A 25,623-nucleotide genomic window follows, 5' to 3' on the forward strand; every position below is an offset into this window, starting at 1 on the left:
TGGTTGTGGAGCGCTACATTGACGCTGTTGATCGGCCGCCAAGGCCACCGTGGGGTGATTGTCCCTCTCATGAGCGCGGTTGTAATGATGGAAAAACTTGGGACGTTCGTGGTGGGTGCCCGGCTTGGCGCGGAGGGGCAAATGCCCTTCGGCGGTGCCGTTCATCGGTGTTATCGTCAAAGCGTTGCGCAAGCCTCTTGGCCGCCGGGGCTCAGCGTCATTAAGGGTTGGGCAGTCGATCCAAATATAGGCGAAGCGCCTGGGTTACCTCGGCATCAGCTGGATTCGTGAGACGTCGATCGACCTCGTCGAGACTCACCCAGGCGAGTTCATCGATCTCGTCGTCAGCCGGGTGATCGTCGATGGTGATGATCGAGAGAAAAAAGTAGGTTACACGCTTGGGACGATCAAGAGGGTCCGGGTAGGTCAGTTCGCACAAGACGGGACCAACCTTGGTCAAGATGCCAGTCTCCTCTAGCACTTCGCGAATCGCACAGTCGGTGAGGCTCTCGTTTGGGTCACACTTACCCTTTGGCCATGACCAGTCGTCGTACTTAGGTCGATGGACGAGGACCACCTCATAACCCTGGTGTGGGTTGCCTTGCACGACAGCGCCACCGGCTGCGAGGATTGTCGGACTCTCTTCCACTGGCATTACCTCCCCCTGTTACACTACTAGATGCACTTGTCACACGTAGCTTGAGTCGCTACGACAGGGCAGAGATGAGCACAGGGCCGAGATAAGCACAGGGCCGAGATGAGCAAAGAGGAGGTGACGACGATGGCGACGCGGTGGATTCTCACCCGGGGGCTCTCGGCGAGCCTGCTTGGGCTCGGCGGGCTCCTGTTGGCCTCGTGTGGTAGTACGAGTCATGCGACGAGCACCAAGTTGAATCCGGCTCATGCAACAGCGAGTGCACAACCAGTGATCGTTGCACTGCCCCCGCCTTTGGCCAGCGCCGTCGGTGTCTTTAGCACCACGCCGGTGCGCTTTAGCATTCAGGTTAACGAACACGGGCCAGGTATCGTCCATCGACCAACGGTCTATGGGGCGTGGGATCCCATCAATGGTAATGGAGAAGTTGCCATTATCGCTGCCAACGGTGGGGTGGAGTCGGCCTATGGTGCCTCTCGCGTTGTCGACCATCGCTCCTGGAGCCTGATCAGTGGTCACTGGTACCACGTTGGCTTCGGACAGCAGGAGATAGGTCAAGTGCTCGCTGTGCTTGAGGCGATCAAGCGTACCGGGGCGGTGCGCTCGGGTGCGTCGGCGCTGATCGCGGGGACGACGTGCGTAGGCTACTCTGGCCAATTGGGCCAGGCGCAACTGCGGCCGATCATGGTCCATGGGGCGAGCGAACTCTCCCAGGCCTTCAACGGGCTTCGTCGACTGCGCTACACCGTCTACGTCGGGGCAGGACACGTGCAAGAACTGAAGGTGGCGAGCTCCATCTCCCAGGGCAAGGTGCTGTTGCGGACGCAGTGGTTGGTTCAGTTCCTGGGCTGGGGGATGGCGCTCTCAATCCGTCCTCCACTAGCGGCCTCTGTCTTGCCCGGCAGTCCGCCACCGGGTGGCATCTTGCCGCTCTAACCGAAGGTTCGGTGAGTCGTTATCTGTGATCAAGCGAGGCTCAGGCGCATAGGCCTTCGACTCTGCCTAGCGCCTCCGAACCCTATGGATGCGTTGTTGCTAAGCGTCTCGAATCGTGAGCTGCCAGTTGGCGATCGCGAGGATAATGATGGTATAGATCACAAGAAGACCCAGTCCTGCCCAGGCGCTGAAGGTGTCTGGCTGGGGGTGCACACTCATCATCGTCTGGCCGATCGTGAATGGCAAGAACTTGTTGATGTCGTTCGACAACGAGGTGGGCAGCGCGGTTACCAGCAATGGAAGCACCAGGACGAGGCCGACGAAGATGGTGATGGCTCCGGCGGTATGACGAACGATGACCCCGATGCCGAGGGCGAACAGAGCGAGGATCGCCATATACAGACCGGTTCCGGCGACCGCCCTGAGTACGTTGGTGCCTCCGAGGGAAGCCGTTGGCGTCGTCCCTGAAAGGAGCGCCTGGCCAGCGAAGAAGCTGGCAAAGCTCACGATCTCTGCCACGATGATGGCGACGATTGCAAACATGACGATCTTTGCGAGCAAGACCTTTGTCCGCGATGATGCTGCGGTCAATGTCGCGCTGATGGTGCCGGTGGCGACCTCGGCGGTGAAGACCAGGATGCCGAGCACGCCGAGTGCGAGCTGGCCGAGCAGGACGCCAGAAAGGCTTCGCGACGTCGGATCGAACGTGAGACGCTGAGCGACGGGGACATGGTTCCAGTTTGCCGCGATGGCGAAGGCGCCTAACGAGGAGATGCCGATCGTCAAGACGGCCGTGATTAACAGGGTGAACACGGTGGAGCGAACTGAGCGGATCTTGACCCACTCTGATGCGAGGAGGTCAGCAAAACTTTGGCGCCTCTCGGTGGTGGTTGTGGTGATGCTCACGCGTGCTCTCCTTCTAAGTGGACAACTGAGCTGTGCGATTGAAACTCGACGTTATCTTGCATGAGGCTCATGAAGGCGTCCTCTAGGCTGGCAGAGACGCTGGCTAACTCGTGCAAAACCAGACCTGCCGAGAACGCGATCTCGCCAATGGCGGCGGTCTCAAGTCCTGAGACCTGCAGTCCGTCGTCATCGACATCGGTCATCGTTGCTCCATGTTGGCTGAGCAGTTCGGCGAGCTCGCGTCGCTTGGGAGTGCGAACCAACGTCGTCTTACCGGAGTTGGCGTCGATGAAGTTGGCCATATCGGTGTCAGCGACAAGCTTGCCTCGACCGATCACGACCACGTGGTCGGCGGTGAGCGCCATCTCGCTCATCAGGTGACTCGAGACAAAGACACCGCGACCCTCGGCGGCGAGCCCGCGGAGCAGATGGCGAATCCAGAGGATTCCCTCCGGATCGAGTCCGTTCACTGGTTCGTCAAAGAGCAGGAGCGGTGCGTCCCCTAAGAGCGCCGCTGCGATGCCGAGACGTTGACCCATGCCGAGTGAAAAGGTGCCAGCCCTGCGGTTGGCTACCGACGTCAACCCAACGAGGTCGAGGACCTCGTCAACGCGTTGTTTTGGGATGTGGTTGGTGGTGGCCAACGCGAGGAGATGGTTACGCGCCGTTCGGCCAGGATGATAGGCCTTTGCCTCAAGCAACGCCCCGATGGTCCGGAGCGGATTCTTTAGATCGGAGAACCGCTGGCCATTGATCAAGACAGAGCCTTCACTCGGGTGATCGAGCCCCATGATCATGCGCATGGTCGTGGACTTTCCGGCGCCGTTGGGGCCGAGAAACCCGGTGACTTTTCCTTCGACAACTTGAAAGTCGAGGTGATCGACCGCCAGCGTATCCTCATAGGCCTTGGTCAGGCCCCTCGCCTCTATCATCAGTCGCCATCTCCTCGGATCTTTAGTCTGCGCTAACTGCTCAATAGTCTTATCGACAATGCTGGTAGCTAGCTGAAAACTGACTGAGTCACGATGCTACGGAGTGGTAGTTGCCTAACTAATGACCCGGTGCTGAAAACCGCGAATGCCGATGAAGAGCAAGAATACGAAGAAGCCCACAAGTCCCGCGTACACCCCGATCAGGTTCATATGTGGTATCCCGGTCGTGAGCGCTGCCCTGAGCCCCTCGTTGATGTAGATCAATGGGTTGATGAGCACGGCCCACTTGAGCCACGGTATCGTGGAAAGGCTGGTCCAGGGGTAGTAGACCGCCCCCAGGAAGGTCATGGGCAGCAAGATGATCGCGAAGATGAAGGCGACCTGGGTCGGTGGGACGATGGTCCCGATTGCCAGGCCGAGCGCGCCAGAGAGCACAGCGGCAAGTGGGATGATGGTCAACACGAGGGGCCAGTCGACCGAGAGATGCACGGTTGTTGCCGGAATAAAGATCGACACGATGAAGACGACCAAAGCGGCGATCAGGGCCTGGAGCGCGCCGGAGATGATCTTGGCAGTCGCGACCCCCCAGATTGGAACGGGGGCGAGCACCCGGTCCTCGATCTCTCGGGTGTAGGAGAATTCCTGTACGAGCGGCAGGGCAACAGCTTGGATGCCCTGGGTGATGATGGAGATGCCGACGACCCCGGCGACCAATAACGTCGAGAACTTGGCCTCGGCCGCAGCACTACCACCAATGCCTTGACCGATCTTTGGAAATACGTAGGCAAGGACAAAGACGATGAGGATCGGCTGGGAGATCACCCGGACCAGAAACATCACCCATCGTGAGAGCAACACACGGATGTCGCGCACGACCAACGCCCATATGGTCAGGGCGTAGTGGGTCCGGGTCTCGATAGTCTTATTGACCGCCAGGCTCATTCTCTTAAATCCCTTCCCGTGAGAGAGAGGAACACACTCTCGAGTGACCCCTGATTGACTGAAAGATTGCGATAGGTGACACCCAGCGCAAAGAGTTCCTTGACCAACATCCCGAGGAGATCGGTCGGGTCGTCCGTAGCGATACTGAGCTGTGACCCCGTGACACTGACCGTCGTGTTGGGCAGTGCTTTGGCGAGCGTGTCGCTCAGCCCTGGCTCTGCCCCCTGGAGATCCAGGGAGATCTGAGCCTGCTTTGCGTAGGTGGTTTTGAGTGTCTCCGGCGTGTCAAAGGCAAGGATTTGCCCATGGTCCATGATGGCGATCTTCTCGCAGAGCTCGTCAGCTTCATCCATGTAATGGGTCGAGAGCAAGATAGTCTGGCCGGATCCGTTCAGCTCTCTGAGGATCTCCCAAAGTGCGAGCCTGCTCTGTGGATCGAGCCCGGTCGTGGGCTCGTCGAGAACCAAGATTGTTGGTCCATGCATCACCGCACGGGCTACCATGAGACGCTGGGCCATTCCACCTGATAGGGCCCCAACCGGGGCTTGGCTCCGTTCTGCGAGCCGGAACTGGATGAGGAGCTCATCAGCCTTAGCGCGTGACTCTTTGGAGCTCATCCCAAAGTAGCGACCGTGGAAGATCAGATTTTCTCGCACGCTGAGCGAGCGGTCCAAGGTGTTCGACTGCGGGACAACGCCGAGTGAACTCTTGGCCGCTGCTGGCTTAGCGACCACATCGATGCCGTTGATCAGCACCCTCCCAGATGTTGGGATGACCCTGGTGGTGATCATGCCAAAGGTCGTGGTCTTACCGGCGCCGTTGGGGCCAAGCAGACCATAGATGCTGCCTCTCGGAATACTAAAGCTCACTCCGCGAACGGCCGTGATCGAACCCGAATAGGTTTTGACGAGATCACGGACTTCAATCGCTGGGTTCTGGGTGCCTGGGTCTGGGGCTACCATGACTATGTGAGTCCTCTCAAGCTTGCCTGCGCACAGGTTAATGTTGCCGTCGGAGCAATCGAACAGAACGTCGAGCGCTGTTATTCCATGATTGCGAAGGCTCGCGATCTCGGTGTGGATGTTCTATTGTTCCCCGAGTTGGCGTTGACGGGCTATCCGCCTGAGGACTTGCTGTTGCAGCCTCAGTTCATCGAGGCGAACTTGAGCGCGCTCGATGAGGTTGCGTCGATGGTCGGCGACGATCTTGTGGTGGTAGTCGGCTTTGTTCGGCGTGCGCAGGATCTGCACAACTCGGTGGCGGTAATCTTCGATCACCAGGTGCAGTTTTGTTATGACAAGCAGATTTTGCCCAACTACACGGTCTTTGACGAATGCCGATACTTTCGCCCTGGTCTGCCCCAACAGCAGCTGCTTGAGGTCAACGGTGTTGGGGTTGGGCTCGCGATCTGCGAGGACGGCTGGTCGCCTCAGGGCGCCATTGCGCAGGCGTCGGCGATGGGTGCCGAGATCGTTCTCGTCGCCAACGCCTCTCCCTACGAGATGGGCCGCCAAGCGGCGCGAGAACAGCTCATGGAGGTTCGCGCCACCGACGCCTCGGTAGCGATCCTGTACTGCAATCTGGTCGGAGGACAAGACGAGTTGGTGTTCGATGGAGGGTCATTTCTTGTCGATGCCGCAGGTTGCGTCACGACCCGAGCGAAGCGATTTGTCGAGGAGCTTTTGGTTGTCGATTTCGTGGGGGAGGGGGATCGGTATCGCAAGCGTCTGCTAGACCCGCGCGGTGCGTTTCGCGCCCCCAGCGAACCGTGCACCCGAGTCTCGATTACCACTCGACGAAGCGTAGATCAGGAGCGAGACGCTCATAATGGACCCGACCAGGCATCGCTGGCACCCGGGACGCCTCGGGGTCTCGCGGCACCGGTGCGCGGATTCGATCCAGATGAGGTCATTGCTGCGCTCGTGCTTGGCACTCGTGACTATGTGACGAAGAACCGTGCGCCCGGGGTCTTGGTGGCGGTGTCGGGTGGGATTGACTCTGCACTCGTGGCAGCCCTAGCGGTGGCGGCCCTGGGCCCAGGGCGTGTGCAATTGGTAGCCCTCCCTTCGCGGTACTCATCGCCAGCATCGTTGACCGATGCGAAGGCGCTTGCCAGCAACCTTGGATCCGAGCTCATCTCGCTCCCGATTGAAGCGGCGCATGCAGCGCTGGCGGGCATCTGTCAAGCGGCAATCCCTGTCGAAGGGCTGGTTGATGAGAATCTGCAGAGCCGCATCCGTGGTGTTATCATGATGGCACTCTCGAACGCCAGCGGTCGCCTGGTACTCACGACCGGGAACAAATCTGAGCTTGCCGTGGGTTATTCAACACTCTATGGTGATACCGCCGGTGGCTTCGCAGTGATTAAAGATCTTTATAAGACCCAGGTGTACGCGGTTGCAGAACGTCTCAACCGTGACCGAGTCGTCATCCCTGTTGCGATCCTGTCAAAACCGCCAAGCGCTGAACTGCGACCCGAGCAGCTCGATACCGACTCGTTGCCAGACTACGCGGTACTCGACGCGGTACTCGATGAGCTCATCGACCGGGACCGGTCCGTCGCCCAGGTCATCGCCCTGGGTTTTGCGAGCGAAATGGTCGAACGCATCGACGGACTCGTCCGCCGAAATGAATACAAGCGTCGTCAAAGCCCACTCGGGGTCCGTCTCTCCTCAAAGGCCTTCGGCAAGGACCGAAGAATGCCGATCAGCCTGGGAGATTGGTGATGGTCCATGTTGCCTGACTGGGCGGGAGGGTGCCACCAGCCACTTCGGCTGGCGGACGCGGCGTTAACCATCGATCGGGTCTCGCTGGCCTGCATCACCTTGGCCAGAAAGCTCATGACACCCGCCTCCGGTCCTCACCTGGTCGCTGCCGAGTTCTCTCGCTGGCTTGGGGTGGCAGCTGCCCAACTCCTTGCGGTCGGTCCCCATCCCAAGCCCGAGCTCATGAGCACGGCCCCCGATGCGCATGGCACGCTCGATGACTTCGCTCACCTGGCCACGAAGCACCAATTCGAGGAGCTGTTGACGGTAGTTGCGGCCTTGGCCGCGGATACCGGTTGGGGTAATCGCAATTTGGCGCTGACCACGAGGCAGTTGCATGGTGATCTGCTGTGGTGGAAATTGGAGTCAAATTTATGGGCAGTTTTGGAGTAATGGCTTGAATCATGAAGGCGTTCGATAGAGTTTTTAGAGTGTTATCGAATCCAGCTATGGTCGTTCGAAGCGCGCGTGGTGCCCGAGGATGCAATGGGCGAGGGGAGACGTACCAGCCATGAGCAGAGAACGACAGGAGCGTGACGAAGAGGATCTCATTCGTCTCTACCTTGGCGATATCGGTACCCACTCGTTGCTGTCTAAGGAGGACGAGAGCCGACTCGGTCGTGAGATGGAGGACGCCAACGAAGCACGTCGGGAACTCAACCAGCAGAATGTCAGCGCTGAACGCCGTAGAGAGCTCTTGATCGTCATCCGGCGGGGAGAGTCGGCGAAACAGGCCTTTATCCAAGGCAATCTTCGGCTGGTCGTCTCCATTGCCAAGCGGTACCAAGCCTCTGGATTGCCTCTGCTCGATTTGATCCAGGAAGGCAACATGGGTTTGATCCATGCGGTCGAGAAATTTGACTGGCGCAAGGGCTTCAAATTTTCTACGTATGCGACCTGGTGGATCCGTCAAGCCATCAATCGGGGGATCGCGAATACCGGACGAACGATCCGGTTGCCGGTTCATGCAGGGGACTCGCTGGCACGTGTTCAGCGTGCACAGATGCGCCTTGAACTTAAACTCGGTCGTAGCCCCACCGTCGGCGAACTTGCGAAAGAGGTAGACCTTCCCTATGACAAGCTCATCGAGTCACTGAAGTTCCGTGGTGACCCCGTGTCGCTCTCGGAGCCGCTGCGCGATGACGGTGATGCTGAACTTGGTGATGTGGTTGAAGACCGGTCTGCATCATCGCCGTTTGAAGCCGTCGCCGAGTCGATGCTCCCGACCGAGATCGCGAGACTCTTATCGCCACTCGATCAACGCGAACGCGATATCCTCAAGCTTCGCTACGGGCTCGATCGTGGGGAGCCTCGTACCCTTGAGGAGGTGGGCGAGTACTTCCATCTCACCCGGGAACGCATTCGCCAGATTGAGTCCAGGGCGATGTCAAAACTTCGACATCCATCGGCAGACATCGGAGCCCGCGACCTGCTCACTGGTTGAGTTGACCGTTTTCTCGGGCAGCAAGGTTTATAGTGAAGGGATGAAGAAACTCATTTTCCTCGCGATTGTTGGTGCGCTCGTGGCGGTAGCAGCGAAGAAGGTTCGCGAGACACTCGCGTAGCTTCTTTCCCCCAGGGGATTGATTGGCTGAGAACGAACGGTTTGCCTGGTGACTAGCGTCCTTGTCGCTCGTTGGAATAACATGACGACGCAGGGTTTTCGCCTACGGTAGTTCCTGGGCCGAGCAATATTGGGTAAGGTCATCCTGGTCTGGTTACGGTAGTCGAGTCCCTCGACAGAGCCCCAGTTGCACATGTCGGGTGAGGACATCTCGTAGTAGGGGTTGTGTTGTACCCAGCGATTCTCTGTCGCCGCACATCTTACGTGTTGCATGAACAGCCCTCGATCGGGTTCGGCCACAAGAGGTAACACTTGTGGCCCAGTTACCCAACCGAAACGGCTTGCGTACCAAGGCTCGATCAGTACTCGCCATGACATCGGTGAAAAATCACCATTCGAAGTCGCCATTCCCAGCAAGAGTGCCTCGAGTCACCAAGCATGGGCCAGCTCAGCCCTCTTGGGCGTCATGCGCGCAACGCCCATCCCATGAGGAGCATGGCCTGGGTTCGGTGCTTGGTGACTCCAAGAGCGCTGTCTCGTCATCGTAGCGTCAGCTCGATGCGGTGGGTTCTGGTAGATCGAAGACACGCCGTCGCCCGTCGCGAGACGACTTCTCGTACAGCCTGATCGCCCGAAATCCACCCCACCCTGCGAGTAACGGTTTCCCGGATCCTGGCACGCCCTCAGCACCCAGGCTTAGCCAGTGGCCGATGAGTTCAATTGGCCAATTCGACGCCGTCGAACGATGGACCGTCCGACAAACGGCATAGCGCCGCCGGCTAACAGGGCCATGAGAAGGCCAGCGTTGCGGAGCGTGCGAAGGAGGTAGGGACGAGATACCTTTGTCGTCTCTTTGAACTCAAGAATCTCCCACCCGCGATCCTTGGCAACCTTGGTGAGTACCCGATCGGGGTTCACTGCGACGGGGTGTCCGACCATCTCCAGCATGGGAATATCGGTATAGGAGTCGGAGTAGGCATACGAGCTGGCCAGGTCGATGGCTTCGGCCTCTGCCAACGTTGCGATCGCCTCGACTTTGTAGGGTCCGTAGGCATAAAACACCAGTTCTCCGGTGTATTTCCCAGCCTCGTCGACGCGAGAGCGCGATCCTATGAAGCCGTCGACCCCGAGAAATGAAGCCATCGGTCCGACGACCTCTTCGGGTGATGCCGAGACGAGAAATACCTTGCGGCCAGCAAGATGGTGCATGTCGATAAGATCCATGGCCTCCCGATAGATCAGTGGGGTGATAATCTCTCCGAGCGCTTCGGTGACGACGCGGAGCACCATCGACTGCTCCCAACCCTGGGTTAGCGACAGGACTGCGTTTTCGAGTCGCTTGAGCCTTCGCTCGTTGGCGCCCAAATATTTGTAGACGGTCTGGGCATAAAGGCTGCGCGCGACCGTTCGACGTGTGATCATGCCCTCTTGAAAGAATCTTGTCCCGAGGGCGAGCATCGATGCACGGGCGATAACCGTCTTGTCGAGATCAAAGAACACGCCCTCCATCGTTGCGCCTACTCCTGGGCCACAACAAGGGTTGGGGAGATGAGTGCGCCACGAAGGACATCGTCGGTCTCGTCGGTGGTGAGGCAGATCACCTCGTCGGCCTCGCGTAGCAGGGTGTCACCTCGAGGAACGGCGAGCTCACCCTCGCGCACCACGGCGACGACCGAGGCCGAGCGGGGTAGCGCAAGGTCTTCAATCGTGCGATCGATGGCTGGAGACCCGGGTGCGAGGGTGACCTCCACGAGACGAGCTCCTGAGCGTGAAAACTGCAGGAGGCGGACGATTGACCCGACCGAGACGGCCTCTTCGACCAGCGACGATATGAGGTGAGGGGTAGAGACGGCAACGTCGACTCCCCAAGCGGGCGTGAACAGCCAGTGATTCTTTGGGTGATTGACGCGGGCAATGACGCGAGGGATCGCGTACTCCTGCTTAGCCAAGAGGGATGTTACCAGATTATCCTCGTCATCGCCGGTAGATGCGACAAGGACATCACACTCGGTCAGCCCGCATGTCGCCAGCGTCGCTAGCTCACAGCCATCCCCGACCATCCAGCGGCAGCCGATCTCTTTGGAAAGGTGACCGACAAGTTCTTCGTCACGCTCGATCACGAGCACGCTATGCCCGGCGTCACAGAGGTCTTTGGCGAGGAACGTCCCCACCTTGCCAGCACCAATGATTGTTACGTTCATCACTAGCTTCCTTTCAGAATTTCTTGGAGCCGTTGCGTCCCCGCCGTCGTCACCAAGACGATGGCTCGATCACCCTCTTGCGCGATGAGTTCGCGTTCGATGAGCCTGGCTGAGGTACCACGAAGGATCGCGGCGAATTTGACTGCGTTATCGACGTTCAAGGATGCCAGCTGTACGCCGGCCAGCGAGCTTGGGAGCGAGACCTCCATAACTGATACGGTACCACTGGCGTCGGTCCAGTCGGTTGGGGTCTTCTCAGGAAAGAGTCGTCGGATCGCTTGCTCGGTGGTCCATGTCACCGTGGCAACGGTGGCGATGCCAAGGCGTTGGTAGACGACGGCCCTGCGCGGGTCGTAGATGCGGGCAACCACGTTCGGAACGTTAAAAACCTCACGGGCGATGCGGGCACTCAAGATGTTGGTGTTGTCCCCCGAGGTGACGGCGGCGAGTCCATAGGCCCCTTCGATCTTTGCTTCTTTGAGGATCTCCGGATCAAACCCCATGCCCTCAAGCCTCGTGATGTTGGGGTGTTCCGCCAAGCGTCGAAAGGCCCTGGCATTTCTATCGAGAATCGTCACCTGGAGCCCCTGGGTCGCCAAGCGGGTAGCGAGTTCGGCTCCGACTCGCCCACAGCCAACGACCAAAATTCGATCGGATGTCACCTTGCCTCCATGACGTTGCAGTGGACCAGATTACTGCAGCTCTGTCCCGCCGGTGATCTTTAGCATAGGCTGTACTATCGTCGTTCGTAGGCGAGTTGAGGAGAGATACGATGCCCGATGAAAATTCCGGATCGGCGCATGGTCGATTCCAACGTGGTTTCGAGGTGCGCTCTCCTCGGGTGCTGCCCAGACTCGAGTCCTTCAACGTTCCGGAGAAGCTGAGCTATCGGATCAAAAACCGTCTTCTTGGTCCGCCATTGGTGACAGAGGATCTTGACGAACAACGGATTGGCAAGCCCACTGCCCTTGCCATTCTCTCCTCTGACGTGATGTCATCCTCGGCTTATGCCACCGAGGCCATGCTCGGGGTCTTGGTCCCAGCGGTCGGGCTCGCCGCGTTCAAGTTGGTGGTGCCGGTCTCGCTTTTGGTGCTGGTCGTCTTGATCTTTGTGACGGCCTCATACCTCGAGGTCATCAAGGCCTACCCTAAGGCCGGTGGGGCCTACGTGGTTGCACGCGACACCTTTGGCACCGGCCTGGCGCGCGTCGCCGCTGCCTCTTTGTTTGTCGACTACATCCTCACCGTTGCGGTCTCGATCTCCGCTGGGGCCGACGCGCTTGCATCGGCCGTGCCGGTGTTGACTCCCTATGTCACTGTGATCACCGTGGTGTTCGTGATCGCAATCGCCTATGGCAATCTCCGAGGTATCCGTGAAGCGGGTAAGACCTTTGCGGTCCCGACCTATCTGTTCATCGGCTCGATGTTCTTGATGATCGGCGTCGGACTCGTCCGCGGGATCTTTGGCCACATCCCTGTTTATACCCACTTTGGTGCTGGCGTCTATCCGGCGGGTACCGCCGGAGCTGGGCTGCTACTTGGTGCGTCGGTCTTCATCTTCTTGAAGGCCTTCGCGAGCGGTGGAACGGCCTTGACCGGCACCGAGGCGATCTCGAACGGTGTATCCGTCTTTCGCGATCCGCAACCTCGCAACGCCAGGATCACGCTGGTTGTGATGAGTGTCATTCTTGCGATTCTGCTGATGGGTGTCTCGGGACTCGCTGCCGTGACGCATGCGACCCCGTATCTCTCGGGTGACCCGACCGTTCTCTCCCAGATTGCTAAGGCGGTTTTTGGCGACTCGCTTGTCGGTCGAATTCTGTACGTGGCCTTGGACATCTTTACGATGGGCATTCTCACCTTGGCCGCCAACACCAGCTTTGCCGGGCTGCCGTTCTTGGCTTCTTTTGCCGCATCGGATGGTTTTTTGCCCAAGAGTTTTACGGCCAGAGGTCATCGACTGGTGTACTCGAGCGCGATCGTCGCGCTGGCGATCGTTGCGGTCATTCTCCTGGTCGCCACCAACTCCAACGTCTACACGCTGATCTCGCTCTATGCCATCGGGGTGTTCACTGGGTTCACCATCGCCGGCGCCGGTATGGTCAAGCATCATTTCATGACGCGGGAGAAGAGTTGGCGACGCAGAGCCCTCATCAACGGTGCGGCAGCAGTGCTCTCTGGGGCGGTGGATATCACCTTTATCGTCACAAAGTTCACCGCAGGCGCTTGGACGATTGTCATCATCGTTCCGGTGCTGGTACTCATCTTCACACGCTTCAAGTACTCGCACGATTCCGAGGTCAAGGCGCTCAACGATGGGCTTGAGGCGGCTGAGCACGAGGTGCTGCCTCGCAAGCATAAGGTACTGATCTTGGTTGACGAGGTCGATGTTGCCACGGTGAATGCCCTAAACTACTCGAGAATCCTTGGTGCTGACTCGGTCACGGCCCTGCATTTTGTGCTCGATGACAAACATGCCCAAGCGCTTGCCCAAGAGTGGGAGGCCGGAGGGTTGGGACGTACGCCGCTTGAGTTGCTTGACTGTCAAGATCGTCGCCTGCGACGAGCAACTGGGCAGGTCGTCATGGACGCCCTCAGTGATGGTGAGTCCCAGGTCTCGGTGCTGATCCCACATCGAATCTATCCGCGCTTTTCGGGCTCGCTGTTGCACGACCAGACCTCGGGGAACTTGGCGGAGGTCATCGCCCAGCTCCCGCACGCGACGCCGATTCTGATTCCCCACCGGGTGAAGCCTCGCCGCGAGCGGACCCCAGCGATGTCGGCTCGGGCTGAGCGGAGCGCGGCTCGTACCGATGAGGCACCGCTTGACCCAACGGTCTCGGCGCTCGACACAGCCGACGGAGTGACCCCAATTACCGGTCTCAAGCTCCGTCAACGCACACGGGTCCTTGGTCGAGTTTCGGCAATCCGGCTGAGCTCTTACCGTGGGACACCCTCGATTGCAGCCCGCCTTGAGGATGCAACTGGCGGTCTCATGTTGGTGTTTCCGGGTCGGAGTGCCGTTCCTGGGCTGAGCTCAGGCATGAACCTGAGTGCCGAAGGAACCGTGGTGGAGGTGGATGGTCACCTCGCTATGATCAATCCCCTATACGAGTTTTTGCCTTTGAACGCGAGATGAAGGTCGTCGCTTGCACAAGAGAGAGCGTGGTGAATGCCAAAACCGCTAGTCATTGTTGAGTCCCCCACCAAGGCACGTACGATCGCTCGCTTCTTGGGCGATGACTACGTCGTGGAGTCCTCGGTTGGGCATATTCGTGATCTTCCACGGTCGGCAAAGGATATTCCCGCCTCAGTCAAATCTGAGCCATGGTCGCGTCTTGGAGTAAACGTTGAGAACGGCTTTGCACCACTATACATCATTCCGAACGAGAAAAAAGATCAAGTCAAGAAGCTGAAGGCATTGTTGAAAGATGCCAACGAACTTTACCTCGCCACTGATGAAGACCGAGAAGGTGAATCCATCGCTTGGCATCTTCTGGAGGTCCTAAAGCCGTCGATCCCGATCCATCGGATGGTATTCCATGAGATCACCGATAGCGCCATCGCACAGGCGTTGGCTTCGCCCCGTGAACTCGACCAGGATCTGGTCAACGCCCAAGAGGCGCGACGCATCCTTGATCGCCTCTATGGCTATGAGGTCTCTCCGGTGCTCTGGAAAAAGGTGATGCCGAGGCTCTCAGCGGGTCGGGTGCAGTCGCCAGCAGCGCGACTACTGGTCGAACGCGAACGTGAGCGCATGCAGTTTCGTTCCTCCAGCTATGCCGATTTGGAGGCGACGCTGGCCCCAAACGACGATGAGCGTGAATTTCGGGCCAAGTTGACCCATGTGGGTGCCCAGCGCGTTGCACAGGGTCGCGATTTCCTGCCGACCGGCGGTCTCGCGCCCGCGGCCAGCGAACAAGGGGTGCTGGCCCTCGGTCATGGTGAGGCGACGTTGTTGGTTGCCGCTCTTGAAGGAGCCACGTTTTCGGTAGCTCGTGTCGATGAGAAGCCATACCGACGATCACCGAGTGCACCGTTCATGACCTCGACGCTGCAGCAAGAGGCGGGGCGTCGATTGCGGTTCTCGTCGTCAAGGACGATGAGTGTTGCACAAAGACTCTACGAGCGTGGATTTATCACCTACATGCGAACCGACTCCGTCGTTCTTTCGTCCGAGGCACTCACGGAGTCGCGGAGAATCATCACCGCGCGTTTCGGTGCCAATGAGTTGCCCGCGAATCCGAGGGTCTTTCGCTCCAAGATCAAGAATGCCCAAGAGGCCCATGAGGCGATCCGCCCCGCTGGTGACCAGTGGAAGGCGCCTGAGGATTTGGATGGACAGCTCAGCGGTGATGAGCAAAGGCTTTACGAACTCATCTGGCGACGAACGCTCGCATCCCAGATGAACGACGCTGTTGGCGTCGTTGTGTCGGTGACGATTGAGGCCGGCCTCACCGGCACCGTCAAGCTTGGTCAAGCCCAGTTCGCGGTCGGTGATCGAACGACGTTCGCCTCGTCAGGTCGGGTCATTACCGCTCCGGGCTTTTTTCGGATCTATCAAGAGAACCTCGACGATAACGACGATACCCAGGAGCTACCGCAGGTGACCGCCGGCCAAGAGCTTCTCGAACGGGGGATCGATGTCGTCGATCACGTGACCAATCCACCGGCGCGATATACCGAGGCCACGCTCGTTAAAGCACTTGAGGAGCGTGGCATCGGGCGCCCCTCTACGTACGCAAGCATCATTTCGACACTGCTTGATCGGGGTTATGCCTGGAAGAAGGGTCAGGCGCTCGTCCCATCCTTTGTCGCCTTCGCTGTCGTGCAGTTGATGGAGCGTTACTTTGCACACCTGGTGAACTACGACTTTACGGCCCAACTGGAGGACGATTTGGACGAGATCGCCTCTGGCGAACGTGAAGCGATCCCGTACTTACGGAAGTTTTACTTTGGCGATGCCGACGACGGCCTTAAGGAGGAGGTGCTCACCCAGCTCGAAGAGATCGATGCCCGCATGGTGAACACCGTCTCGATCGGAGCGACCGATGATGGCCGCGAGGTTGTTGTTCGCGTGGGTCGTTACGGGCCCTACGTTCAGCTCGACGACCGTACCGCCAGTCTGCCTGACAGCTTGACGCCCGATGAGCTGACTGTCGAGGGTGCGCTGGCCTTGCTATCGGCTTCCGAGGTGAAGGAGCGTCCACTGGGTGACATCGATGGAACGCCGGTTTTTGCGCGACTTGGACGTTACGGTGGCTATGTACAACTTGGGGAGGGTGATAGCAAGGAGCTCAAGCGAGCCTCCCTCTTCCCATCGATGACGGTTGAGTCGGTCACCTTGGAGGAGGCAACGGCGTTGTTGTCGCTGCCACGCCTGGTAGGACTAGATCCAGAGACCGGACAAGAGATCTTCGCCCAAAATGGACGCTTTGGCCCCTATCTCACTCGGGGTCGTGAAACGCGATCCTTGGACAAACCCGAGGAGATCTTCACGATCACCCTCGAGGAGACGCTTGACAAGTTCAAGGAGCCAAAACGTCGTGGCGCACGCAGGGCGAGCTCTGTCGAACTCGGGGTCGATCCTGAGAGTGATGCGAAGGTCGTGCTGCGCTCGGGACGCTTTGGCCCTTATGTCACCGACGGCAAGGTGAACGCTTCGCTCCCTCGTGGGGTTGAGCCCACGGAGGTAACGATCGAACAGGCACTGGATCTTCTCAATGAACGCAGGGCTAAGCTCAACAACGATCGTGGCTAGCCAGGAGCCCGCTGGGTTGCTGGTGGTCATTGAGGGCCCCGACCGGGTAGGCAAGTCGACTCAAGTACTGCGCCTTGCCGATGAGCTCGGTGATCGGGGGCTGTCGATCTGCCTATCGCGAGAACCAGGAGGAGACGACGTCGGGGAAGCACTACGCTCGCTGATCATCGGGACCCGAGTCGATCCCTGGACCGAATTGTTTCTCTTTTTGGCCGGGCGGACTCGGCACCTTGCTGCGGTGATCGAGCCGGCACTTGGAGCTGGTCAGCTGGTTCTGCTCGATCGCTATACACCCTCGACGCTGGTGTACCAAGGGGCGTTAATCGGAGATGAACCTGTGGTTCGGCTTGCCCAGTTGCCCGTTTTTCGTGTTCCAAACTTGACTATCCTGCTTGACCGTGACAAGCCGTTAGGGGCCCTCGATGCAACGGATCGTTTCGAGGAGCTTGGGGTTGACGAATGGCATCGACGCCGTGCCCGCTATCGATCGTTTGCACAGCGCTTCGGTTGGACCGTCGTGTCCGGGGAGGGGTCTGAGCGAGAGGTCACCGAGCGGCTCCTCGGGCTGCTGCGTGGCAAGGGAATCTGCTCGTGAGGACGTTTGTCGAGTTGGAGACGTTTCGGCCATTGAGTGTAGAGCGGATTCGTCAAGCGTTGGGAGCCAACTCATCGAGCTATCTTCTCAAGGGCCCTCGCGGTTGTGGTGCCGATGAGTTTCTTGGCGTCATGACGCAGGCGTTAGTCTCGGATTGTGGCGGCTGTGGAACCTGTGCATCATGCGTGGCCGTTGTAGACGGTGAACACCCAGACGTGCTGTGGGCGCAAGGGGACCGCGCCAAGGCGGTGCCCATCGAGGAGCTGCGGCGTCTCGTGCGTTTTGCGAGTCTAGCGCCAACGCAGGCGCCTCATCGGGTCGTTGTGATCCCCGATATCGATACATTGCGCCTCACCTTCCCTGTGATTCTCAAGGCTCTTGAGGAGCCACCGACCGCCACGAGGTGGCTCTTGTCGGCCGCGTTGATCAGCGCAGATCTCGCTCCGGTCGCATCCCGTTGCTTTGGGATTGAACTCGAGGCGCCAACCGCCGATGAGATTGCACTCCGTTTTCAAGAGGCCAAGGTCGCCACCACTGAGCGATTGATCCGCTGGACGCGGCGGCGACTTGACCGGGTCGATCTCTTTGCTCGTGTGCCCGATGCCGAGCGGTATCTGGCTGGCTTTGAGAATTTGCCGGATCTGGTACGCGACGACGCTCGCTGGTCCATGGAGTTGGTCCGTCGTCTTACACCGGAGGATTTGGCTACCACCGCCGAGGCTGAGGAACTTGTCCAGTGTGGGCTGGAGATTTTGATCGCTTCTCATCCAGAAAATGCCGATTGGTTCGCTCGATCAACGCGTGCGTCGATGTCTCTTGCCCGGCATCTCCCCATCCAGCTCGTGCTCGCTGAGCTGATTCTGCGTCACGGATAGCTAAGCTACTCGAAGACTGTTGTCTGGCCCGGGTAGCTCAGCCGGTAGAGCAGCTCACTCGTAATGAGCAGGTCAGGGGTTCGAATCCCCTCTCGGGCTCTGAGAACCAGTCGGGTTTATCCTTGACTGTATTGGAGCACAGTTTTGGAGCCAAGCGTTGGAAGCCAGCGTTCGCGCTGCGTGTTCGAGCAAGATAACCGAGATTCGGCCGAGGGTGAGCAGTTCGGAGGGGGGCGTGTTGGGTCCATGTAGGTATGTACCCATACGGGTTGGGTCCGTATCGTGGTTGACGAATCGACGAGGAACGCACGCAAGGCCTGGAACCAAATGGATGACCTGGAACCGAATGGAAGACCTGGAACCGAATGGAAGACCTGGAACCGAATGACCGGGCATTCGTACAATGATGGGATCGTGAGTGGCAGATAAAAAGAATTTCTCGTCGGACGCCATGCAATACACCGAGAATCTGTATTCGGCAGCGCTACGGATGACCCATAATCCTGCCGATGCCGAAGACCTGGTACAGGAGACCTTCTTGAAGGCGTACCGAGCGTACGAATCCTTCCAGGCGGGAACCAACCTCAAGGCGTGGCTCTACAGGATTTTGACCAATACCTATATCAACATCTACCGTGCCAAGAAGCGGCGTCCAGACGAGAGTAATCTTGAGGACGTGGAGGATCTCTACCTTTATCGGCGCCTTGGCGGACTTGAGGCTGTTGCGGCTGGCCGCAGCGCTGAGGAAGAGGTCCTCGATCGGATCACCGATACCGATGTTAAGGCGGCGATCGACTCCCTGCCCGAACAGTTTCGGTTGGCCGTTGTCCTCTCCGACATCGAAGGCTTCTCATACAAAGAGATCGCTGAGATCATGGATGTGCCATTAGGTACCGTGATGAGTCGGCTCCATCGGGGAAGAAGAGCCATGCAACGAGCGTTACTGGAATTAGAGCTTCGTAAGGCTGCCGTCGGTGGTGGCCCCGAAGAGGGTAACTTTTCGTAAGGATCATCATGAATATGGATGCTTTGAGAACAACAGACGGTGAACCGGAGTCTGAGGAGTGCCGCAAGGTTATCACTCAGCTCTATGAGTTTCTCGACAGCGAGCTCACTGATGAGCGGCGTGAGCGGGTCCGCGAACATCTCGATCATTGTGGTTCGTGCCTTGAGGCCTTCGAGTTCGAGGCCGAACTCCGTGCAGTCATCGTCTCGCGTGCGAAAGAACAGGTTCCAGAGAGCCTGATGCACAAACTCGCCATGCTGATCGAAGAAGAAGAACGGCTTACGCCGAATCAAAGTTCGGAATAGTTCTAATCTTTGAATAGTTGTAAGTTGCATGCCACACGGAGGGGATGAAATCGTAAACGTTCCAGATCCAGCTGGAACTGGGCGCCCAGCCCGAACCTTTGCCAAAGGTCGAGTGTGCCAAGAACCGGGATGCGGTACCGCACTGTCGATCTACAACAAAGGAAAGTACTGCTACTTGCATGAACCTCTTGTAGTTCCACGGACGCGGGGTCGCAAGAAAATAGCCTAAGCTGCGGTGAGGAGGTAACGCATGGCTGCCGTAATCGCCCGCCAATTTGCCGTGACAACCGCCAAGGTCTTTGCCCAACGAGGTTCGACCTATCAGTCTCGCACCGCGGGGCTGCGCGATTACCGTGGGGCCGCGCTGGTTGCCGCAGATGTCGTTGAACGCATCACCGGGTTCGCACTTGATCCTTCTTCATTGGTGATCGAGGGAGTCGACCGACAGGGTTGGGCCGAACGCAACATCGACTCGTACGCCGCCTTGATCCAGGAGTTGACTCCACGTGATCGTGCGAACTCGATTGGAATGGCTGAGCTCAACGGGGTGGCACTTGGGATTTTGCTTGGCAACTTCTCAGGTAAGGTGCTCGGGCAGTACGATCCGGCCTTTGTGACAGGGGCACCGGCGGTCTGGATGGTCGATGACAACGTCGATCGTTTTGCGCGTAACGCGAGCCTCGATCCTGACGAGGTTGCGCTTTGGGTGCTGGTCCACGAGCTGACCCATCGTGGCCAGTTCTATGGTGTGCCTTGGTTTCGCGAGCGGTTGCTTGGGCTGATGAACCAGCTCTTTCGTGCCTCAACGATCTCCCCAGTCGATCTGCTTGGCGATCTCTTCGCTCGCTTGCGTGGCTTGGGCTCTGGCCAGCCAGTCGATGTCGCGACACTGCTACTCCCTGAGCGATTACGCTCGGTTGCCCAAGATGCTACCACCATCATGACGGTGGCAGAAGGCCACGCCGAATGGGTCATGCGGCAAGTCCCGACCACGATTGTTCCGCATCGCGAGGCATTCGAGGGTGCGATTGATGCACGACGAAATGCGAGTGGAGTTGCAAAGCTCGTAGCTGAACTTTCGGGGCTGGCCTCGAAGCGGAGCCAGTACTCGCTTGGATTGCGTTTCTTCGAGGCGATCGCCGATGTTGACGTCGAGGCACCTCGGCGCGTCTTTTCCGCGCCCTCAGCGTTACCAACGGCTGAGGAGCTTCGGGAGCCAACGCGTTGGTTGCGGCGTATGAGCCTTGACGGCGCACCGGCTGGGCGCCCGTCGTAGTCGTCGGCGCACCCGCGAATTCGAGAAGAAAGCTAAGAGGCATGCTTGAGAGCCGTCGCGATCGGATCGAACGCCAACTTCACGAGCGGGGCATCGCGTTGCGTGACCTCGTGTCTCGTTCACACCTCGATCAGTGGGGGTCGGGTCCTGTGCGTGTCGGCGTCTCCGGCGGGCCAGACTCGATGGGTCTTGTCATCCTCGCCTGGGCCAATGGTCAACGAGTACATGGAGTCCACGTCGACCATGGACTTCGTCCCGACTCGTGCCATGAGGGTGCCATGATCGCCGATGCCTTAGCCTCATTCGGAATCGGACTTACCGAGTATCGCATCCTTGTCGATGACGGGGGCAACCTTGAAGACCGTGCTCGACAGGCGAGACTGGCCCGGCTCCAGGGAGCGGCCACTGCACACACCATGGATGATCAGGCCGAGACAGTGCTTGCCAATCTTTTGCGTGGTGCTGGGTTGATCGGGCTTGGAGCAATGCAGCCAGGACCTCGCCACCCGATTCTTGGACTGCGGCGTAGTGAGATGCGGGCAATCTGTGAGGTGGCTGGCGTGTGGGTGCTCGATGACCCGAGCAATCAGGATTTGCGTTTCGTTCGCAATCGAGTGCGTGCGGAGCTGATACCTCTCGCCAACGCTATCGTCCAACGTGACGTTGTCCCGATCCTTGCCCGAACTGCAGGGCAGTCGCGGGACTATGCCCAAGCGCTCGATGAGGTTCTGGGGCAGCATCCGAACGACCCCTCGGGTATGCCACCCGTCCTTGCTCGCCACCGGCTCAACGCCCAAATCGTCGCTGGTCTTGGACTGCGGCTCACGAGCGCACAACTTGAACGAGTGCGACAGGTGGCGATCGGTGCTTGCCGTGGTCATCAGATCGTAGGGGCGATCATGGTTCGAAGAGAACGAGGCAGGCTGGTCTTCGTGAGCGCCGAGGGCGTAACGCTCTTGGGCCTCGATCTTACCTGAACGCCACCGGCACTCACACGAGGCGGTAATCGTTGACCGCTGCGACGGTTCTCGATTTGGTCTCAACGTCTTGTACTCATCGTTGGCGACGCCCATTGTCGGCTGCACTCACGCTTGATTGAGCTTGTTGAAGTGTTGGTGGGCTCAGTCCAACCGGTGAGAGCACGATTGCTCCTCTCCTAGGATAGAAACGGCTAGTGGGTTGTTGAGGAAGGCGGAGGCGATGGGCTGGCGGGATGAGGATAGACACCTCGGCGAGGTGGTGGTCAGCGCTGAGAGAATCGCAGCGCGCGTCGGTGAACTTGGTGAACAGATCACGCAGGACTATCAAGGGCGCGCTCCTTTGTTGATCGGTGTTCTCAAGGGGGCATTTGTCTTTATGACCGATCTCGCTCGGGCAATCGACCTCCCCGTGAGTGTTGATTTCATGGCGGTCTCCTCCTATGGGGATGCGACGAAGACCTCTGGGGTGGTCAGAATCATTAAGGATCTCGATATCGACCTCGTCGATCGTGATGTCATTCTCGTCGAGGACATCATCGAGAGCGGCCTGACGCTTCGATATCTACTTCACAACTTGCGATCCAGAAACCCGCGGTCGCTGCGGGTGTGTACGCTCTTGCTCAAGGAGGGCGAGCAGCGTGAGCTGGTGGCCCCAGATTACGTTGGTTTTTCTATTCCGAAGGAGTTTGTCGTCGGTTACGGGCTCGACGTCGCTGAGGAGTACCGCAATCTTGCCTACATCGTGAAATATCGCGAGAAGCTATCGTGACGAGCCATGACGAGGCGGTCGAAGCCGTTCGACAGGTCCTCGGGTATCTCGAGGAGTATCACGGCGCCAAGCTTGACCCGGACGTTATCGAGCGCACCCCACACCGTTGGATTGCCTTTTTGGAGGATGCAACGCGGGGGATGCGCGAGCCCGAATCAACCACGGCGCGGTTCGAGCTCGCCGATAGCGGCATGGTCAAGCTCAGCGATGTCACTTTTCACTCTCTCTGTGAGCATCATTTGCTCCCGTTCTTTGGTGCCGTGAGCATTGCGTATCGACCCACCCAATTCGTGGTGGGCATTTCGGCGTTGGTTCATATCGTTGAGCGCCATGCGCACAGGTTGCAACTTCAAGAGCGCATGACGCGAGATATCGCCAACGAGATCGCGGCCGCCACCAGCTCACACGAGGTCAGCGTCATGATCGAGGCCGAGCATTTGTGCATGTCGATGCGAGGTGTTGCCAAGCCCGGGACGACGGTCACGACCAACGTTGAGGTCGCTCAGGTTGCGTTCACCAGAACCTCGCACAACATCCACAAGGATGGTCGATGACGTCGCCTTATGACGTAGGATCTGGTGTGACGGTGATGGGCATAGTCAATGTCACTCCAGACTCGTTCTCCGACGGGGGTCGGTATCTTGATACCCAGGCAGCCATCGCCCACGGCTATGAGCTCTTTGCACAAGGAGCGAGCCTGGTCGATGTTGGAGGCGAGTCGACGCGGCCCGGAGCCCGCACGGTTCCCGAAGATGAGGAACTGCGCAGGGTGCTTCCGGTTGTGGAGGCGTTGGCCGAACGCGGTACCGTGTCCATTGACACCCGCAAAGCCGATGTCGCGCGCCAGGCGTTACGTGCGGGGGCGACCATCATCAATGACGTTAGCGCTTCACTCGTCACGGTGGCTGCCGATCACGGAGCCGGTTGGGTGGCGATGCATGCACAGGGTGACCCGCAAACGATGCAAACTGAACCGCGATATGTGAACGTTGTTGAGGAGGTGTTGCGATTCCTTGACAATTGTCGGGTTAAAGCCGACAGGCTTGGGGTCAGTGGGATCTATCTCGATCCGGGAATTGGGTTTGGCAAGACAGTGGAGCACAATCTTGCCTTGCTTGGCAACCTTGCTCGTTTTAGGGAACTCGGTGCTCCGATCTTGATTGGCGTGTCCAGGAAGTCGTTTTTGGCAGGGCTTACCAGGCTCGGTCTTATTGGCGACCCAAGTGATCGCGAGGAACAAAGCCTCGCGGCGAATATCTGGGCGATTGCGAATGGTGCATCGGTAGTGCGTGTTCACGATGTTGCGCCTATCGTCGAGTACCTTCGGCTCGTCGAGGCCATTGAATCTGCAACGAGGGCTATATGTGTGACGTAATAGAAGTTCCAAGAGTCTCCATCATGACGCGTGTGGGCCTGACTGAGGCGGAGCGAGCCTGGCCACAGCCGATCGAAATCGGGCTGCGTCTCGAGGTCGTCATCGGGAGGGGTCTCGGCGATGACCTGAACCAGACCTTCGACTATTCGGTGCTCGATAGGGTCATCCCGGAGGCGCTGGACCCTGCACCAAAGCTGCTGGAGACGATCGCTGAGCGTATCACCCTGGGTATTGTGCAAAAGGCCGATTGCTCGCGGGTGAGCTTGATCCAGGTGACGATTACCAAGTGTCGGCCACCGCTCCAACTCGAGACCGATGGTGTCAAGGTGACAATGCGTACACCTGTTTTGCACGGAGGGGTGGCTGCCGGGTCGTGAGGGTCTTTCTTGGACTTGGTGCGAATCTTCGTGATCCGCAGCGCCAGATGGAGGGGGCGATCGCTCGCCTAGGGCAACCATTAGCGGCTTCGTCACTGTATCGAACGGCCCCGGTCGGTGGACCGGCTGGGCAGCCGGACTACCTGAATGCCGTGATCACCATTGCCTGGGATCGATCTCCGTTTGCGTTGTTGACGCTCATTCATCAGATTGAGGCCGATTTTGGCCGAGAGCGGCTGGTGCGTTTTGGCCCGCGCACGCTCGACATCGACATTGTGGCCATCGATGGCCTTACGATCGAGAGTCCATCCCTCACGGTTCCCCATCCAAGGGCGCATGAACGCGCCTTCGTGTTAGTTCCACTCGCAGAGGTTAGCTCCGAGTATGCCACCATCCTTGGGTGGGATGGAAGCAGTCGTGCTGAGGTGATGAATGTTGCGAACTTCGATGTCGAGAGCAGCACCTGGGTCCCGTGAACGGTGGTGGTTGTGCCGGGGGTGTCGAAGCTGAGCGGCTCGATGCCGGGTAAGCGAAAGCACAGGAACGAATGGCCATAGGCACTGGAGGAGATAGTGAGCGAATTGCTTTTAACGGTTGACATCGGTAACACTGATACCGTCTTTGGTTTCTATGATCTGGTGGCCCCAACGCCTGGTCGAAAGGCCGAGGATGGGCTTCGTGAGCACCTTCGTCTTGCGACCAGGTTGGATCGCACGGTCGATGAGATCTACCTCTTGTTGCGCCAGTTTGTCGACGCACGCGGGCTTTCGCTTACCGAAGATGTGACAGGCGTTATCATCTCGTCGTCGGCCCCGAGTGCGACCCAGGCAATGATTGATCTCTCGAAGCGGTGGTTGGAGCGAACGCCACTGGTCCTCGGTCGTGGTCTTGACCTTGGGCTACGCATTCTTTACGACAACCCCAACGAAGTCGGTCCGGATCGACTTGCCGACGCGGTTGGCGCCTATGACCTTTATGGTGGCCCAACGATCGTCGTGGATCTCGGGACGGCAACCACCTTCGACGTTATCTCGGTCGATGGGGACTATCTCGGGGGCGCCATCTGCCCCGGAGTCGTCGTGGCCCTGGATGCACTGGTCTCGAGAGCGGCTGCCCTACGCAAAGTAGAGCTCGTGGCTCCTCGCTCGGTGGTCGGCAAGACCACCGTCGAATCGATCCAGGCAGGCGTGCTCTATGGCGTAAAGGGACAGGTCGCTCAGATCGTGGCTGACACGGAGGAGATCATTGGCCCGGCGACGGTGATCGGGACCGGCGGGCTCGCTGAGTTGCTCGCACCGTTTATCCCTGTCATCAGCAGGGTCGAGCCATGGCTGACCCTTCATGGACTTAGACTGACCTTCGAGCGCAATCGTCATCTGGCGACGTAAATGCAAAACAATCGA

At 58.7% G+C, this 25,623-nt stretch carries 26 protein-coding genes and 1 tRNA gene; 19 read left to right on the forward strand and 8 right to left on the reverse strand.

What is annotated here, in order from left to right; translation table 11 throughout:
- Positions 1 to 220: 220 nt before the first annotated feature.
- Positions 221 to 649, reverse strand: coding sequence for an NUDIX hydrolase (locus tag MP439_06160; GenBank protein MCI2975642.1), 429 nt, complete (start codon positions 647 to 649; stop codon positions 221 to 223).
- A gap of 108 nt (positions 650 to 757) precedes the next feature.
- Between MP439_06160 and MP439_06165 the strand changes: the two genes are divergently transcribed.
- Positions 758 to 1,591 (forward strand): hypothetical protein, encoded by an 834-nt coding sequence (locus tag MP439_06165; protein ID MCI2975643.1) that lies wholly within the window; start codon positions 758 to 760, stop codon positions 1,589 to 1,591.
- A gap of 99 nt (positions 1,592 to 1,690) precedes the next feature.
- On the opposite strand, the gene MP439_06170 is transcribed toward MP439_06165, so the two are convergent.
- The 4 genes from MP439_06170 to MP439_06185 form a co-directional block, all read right to left on the reverse strand.
- Positions 1,691 to 2,497, reverse strand: coding sequence for an ABC transporter permease (locus MP439_06170; GenBank protein MCI2975644.1), 807 nt, complete (start codon positions 2,495 to 2,497; stop codon positions 1,691 to 1,693).
- A complete protein-coding gene (locus MP439_06175) occupies positions 2,494 to 3,429 on the reverse strand; it encodes an ATP-binding cassette domain-containing protein (protein MCI2975645.1) in 936 nt (311 codons plus the stop codon). The genes MP439_06170 and MP439_06175 overlap by 4 nt, the downstream gene beginning before the upstream one ends.
- Before the next feature lie 114 nt (positions 3,430 to 3,543).
- The gene (locus MP439_06180; GenBank protein ID MCI2975646.1) at positions 3,544 to 4,371 is read right to left on the reverse strand and encodes an ABC transporter permease; all 828 of its coding nucleotides are present in this window, start codon (positions 4,369 to 4,371) and stop codon (positions 3,544 to 3,546) included.
- Entirely contained in the window at positions 4,368 to 5,333 is a 966-nt protein-coding gene (locus MP439_06185) for an ABC transporter ATP-binding protein (protein ID MCI2975647.1), read from the reverse strand. The genes MP439_06180 and MP439_06185 overlap by 4 nt, the downstream gene beginning before the upstream one ends.
- A 6-nt stretch (positions 5,334 to 5,339) precedes the next feature.
- Here MP439_06185 and MP439_06190 point away from each other — a divergent pair, with 6 nt between their 5' ends.
- From MP439_06190 to MP439_06200, 3 genes are all read left to right on the forward strand, one after another.
- Positions 5,340 to 7,097 carry an NAD+ synthase gene (locus tag MP439_06190; protein MCI2975648.1) on the forward strand — a complete coding sequence of 586 codons (1,758 nt, stop codon included), beginning with the start codon at positions 5,340 to 5,342 and terminating at the stop codon, positions 7,095 to 7,097.
- A 6-nt stretch (positions 7,098 to 7,103) separates the two neighbouring features.
- The gene (locus MP439_06195; GenBank protein ID MCI2975649.1) at positions 7,104 to 7,529 is read left to right on the forward strand and encodes a hypothetical protein; all 426 of its coding nucleotides are present in this window, start codon (positions 7,104 to 7,106) and stop codon (positions 7,527 to 7,529) included.
- 118 nt (positions 7,530 to 7,647) lie between these two features.
- Complete coding sequence (locus tag MP439_06200; protein ID MCI2975650.1) at positions 7,648 to 8,580, forward strand: sigma-70 family RNA polymerase sigma factor; 933 nt, start codon at positions 7,648 to 7,650, stop codon at positions 8,578 to 8,580.
- Between the two features lie 816 nt (positions 8,581 to 9,396).
- On the opposite strand, the gene MP439_06205 is transcribed toward MP439_06200, so the two are convergent.
- From MP439_06205 to MP439_06215, 3 genes are read right to left on the reverse strand one after another with little or no spacing between them, the layout of a single operon-like run.
- Positions 9,397 to 10,209, reverse strand: a complete 813-nt coding sequence (locus MP439_06205) for an HAD-IB family hydrolase (protein ID MCI2975651.1) — start codon at positions 10,207 to 10,209, stop codon at positions 9,397 to 9,399.
- An 8-nt stretch (positions 10,210 to 10,217) separates the two neighbouring features.
- A complete protein-coding gene (locus tag MP439_06210) occupies positions 10,218 to 10,901 on the reverse strand; it encodes a TrkA family potassium uptake protein (GenBank protein ID MCI2975652.1) in 684 nt (227 codons plus the stop codon).
- Between the two features lie 2 nt (positions 10,902 to 10,903).
- Positions 10,904 to 11,563, reverse strand: coding sequence for a TrkA family potassium uptake protein (locus MP439_06215; GenBank protein ID MCI2975653.1), 660 nt, complete (start codon positions 11,561 to 11,563; stop codon positions 10,904 to 10,906).
- A 110-nt stretch (positions 11,564 to 11,673) separates the two neighbouring features.
- Between MP439_06215 and MP439_06220 the strand changes: the two genes are divergently transcribed.
- From MP439_06220 to MP439_06290, 15 genes are all read left to right on the forward strand, one after another.
- Positions 11,674 to 14,040 carry an amino acid permease gene (locus MP439_06220; GenBank protein MCI2975654.1) on the forward strand — a complete coding sequence of 789 codons (2,367 nt, stop codon included), beginning with the start codon at positions 11,674 to 11,676 and terminating at the stop codon, positions 14,038 to 14,040.
- A gap of 33 nt (positions 14,041 to 14,073) precedes the next feature.
- Positions 14,074 to 16,662: a type I DNA topoisomerase gene (gene topA, locus MP439_06225; GenBank protein MCI2975655.1), complete on the forward strand. Its 2,589-nt coding sequence runs from the start codon at positions 14,074 to 14,076 to the stop codon at positions 16,660 to 16,662.
- Positions 16,655 to 17,257: a dTMP kinase gene (gene tmk / locus MP439_06230; GenBank protein MCI2975656.1), complete on the forward strand. Its 603-nt coding sequence runs from the start codon at positions 16,655 to 16,657 to the stop codon at positions 17,255 to 17,257. The genes topA and tmk overlap by 8 nt, the downstream gene beginning before the upstream one ends.
- On the forward strand, positions 17,254 to 18,132 hold the full coding sequence (locus MP439_06235; GenBank protein ID MCI2975657.1) for a hypothetical protein: 879 nt from the start codon (positions 17,254 to 17,256) through the stop codon (positions 18,130 to 18,132). Before tmk ends, MP439_06235 begins: the two co-directional genes overlap by 4 nt.
- Before the next feature lie 26 nt (positions 18,133 to 18,158).
- Positions 18,159 to 18,231, forward strand: a tRNA-Thr gene (locus MP439_06240).
- A gap of 319 nt (positions 18,232 to 18,550) precedes the next feature.
- Positions 18,551 to 19,138, forward strand: coding sequence for a sigma-70 family RNA polymerase sigma factor (locus tag MP439_06245; protein MCI2975658.1), 588 nt, complete (start codon positions 18,551 to 18,553; stop codon positions 19,136 to 19,138).
- Between the two features lie 8 nt (positions 19,139 to 19,146).
- The gene (gene rsrA, locus MP439_06250; protein MCI2975659.1) at positions 19,147 to 19,443 is read left to right on the forward strand and encodes a mycothiol system anti-sigma-R factor; all 297 of its coding nucleotides are present in this window, start codon (positions 19,147 to 19,149) and stop codon (positions 19,441 to 19,443) included.
- A gap of 250 nt (positions 19,444 to 19,693) precedes the next feature.
- Positions 19,694 to 20,719 (forward strand): zinc-dependent metalloprotease, encoded by a 1,026-nt coding sequence (locus MP439_06255; protein MCI2975660.1) that lies wholly within the window; start codon positions 19,694 to 19,696, stop codon positions 20,717 to 20,719.
- A 41-nt stretch (positions 20,720 to 20,760) separates the two neighbouring features.
- Entirely contained in the window at positions 20,761 to 21,696 is a 936-nt protein-coding gene (gene tilS / locus MP439_06260; protein MCI2975661.1) for a tRNA lysidine(34) synthetase TilS, read from the forward strand.
- Positions 21,697 to 21,919: 223 nt separating this feature from the next.
- Positions 21,920 to 22,468: a hypoxanthine phosphoribosyltransferase gene (gene hpt / locus MP439_06265; protein MCI2975662.1), complete on the forward strand. Its 549-nt coding sequence runs from the start codon at positions 21,920 to 21,922 to the stop codon at positions 22,466 to 22,468.
- Positions 22,465 to 23,022 (forward strand): GTP cyclohydrolase I, encoded by a 558-nt coding sequence (locus MP439_06270; protein MCI2975663.1) that lies wholly within the window; start codon positions 22,465 to 22,467, stop codon positions 23,020 to 23,022. Before hpt ends, MP439_06270 begins: the two co-directional genes overlap by 4 nt.
- Positions 23,019 to 23,843 (forward strand): dihydropteroate synthase, encoded by an 825-nt coding sequence (gene folP, locus MP439_06275; GenBank protein ID MCI2975664.1) that lies wholly within the window; start codon positions 23,019 to 23,021, stop codon positions 23,841 to 23,843. Before MP439_06270 ends, folP begins: the two co-directional genes overlap by 4 nt.
- A 23-nt stretch (positions 23,844 to 23,866) precedes the next feature.
- Positions 23,867 to 24,220 (forward strand): dihydroneopterin aldolase, encoded by a 354-nt coding sequence (locus MP439_06280; protein MCI2975665.1) that lies wholly within the window; start codon positions 23,867 to 23,869, stop codon positions 24,218 to 24,220.
- The gene (gene folK, locus MP439_06285; protein MCI2975666.1) at positions 24,217 to 24,696 is read left to right on the forward strand and encodes a 2-amino-4-hydroxy-6-hydroxymethyldihydropteridine diphosphokinase; all 480 of its coding nucleotides are present in this window, start codon (positions 24,217 to 24,219) and stop codon (positions 24,694 to 24,696) included. The genes MP439_06280 and folK overlap by 4 nt, the downstream gene beginning before the upstream one ends.
- A 96-nt stretch (positions 24,697 to 24,792) precedes the next feature.
- Complete coding sequence (locus MP439_06290; GenBank protein ID MCI2975667.1) at positions 24,793 to 25,608, forward strand: type III pantothenate kinase; 816 nt, start codon at positions 24,793 to 24,795, stop codon at positions 25,606 to 25,608.
- Positions 25,609 to 25,623 lie beyond the last annotated feature (15 nt).

The sequence above is a fragment of the Ferrimicrobium sp. genome (genome assembly GCA_022690815.1).
GTDB lineage: Bacteria > Actinomycetota > Acidimicrobiia > Acidimicrobiales > Acidimicrobiaceae > Ferrimicrobium.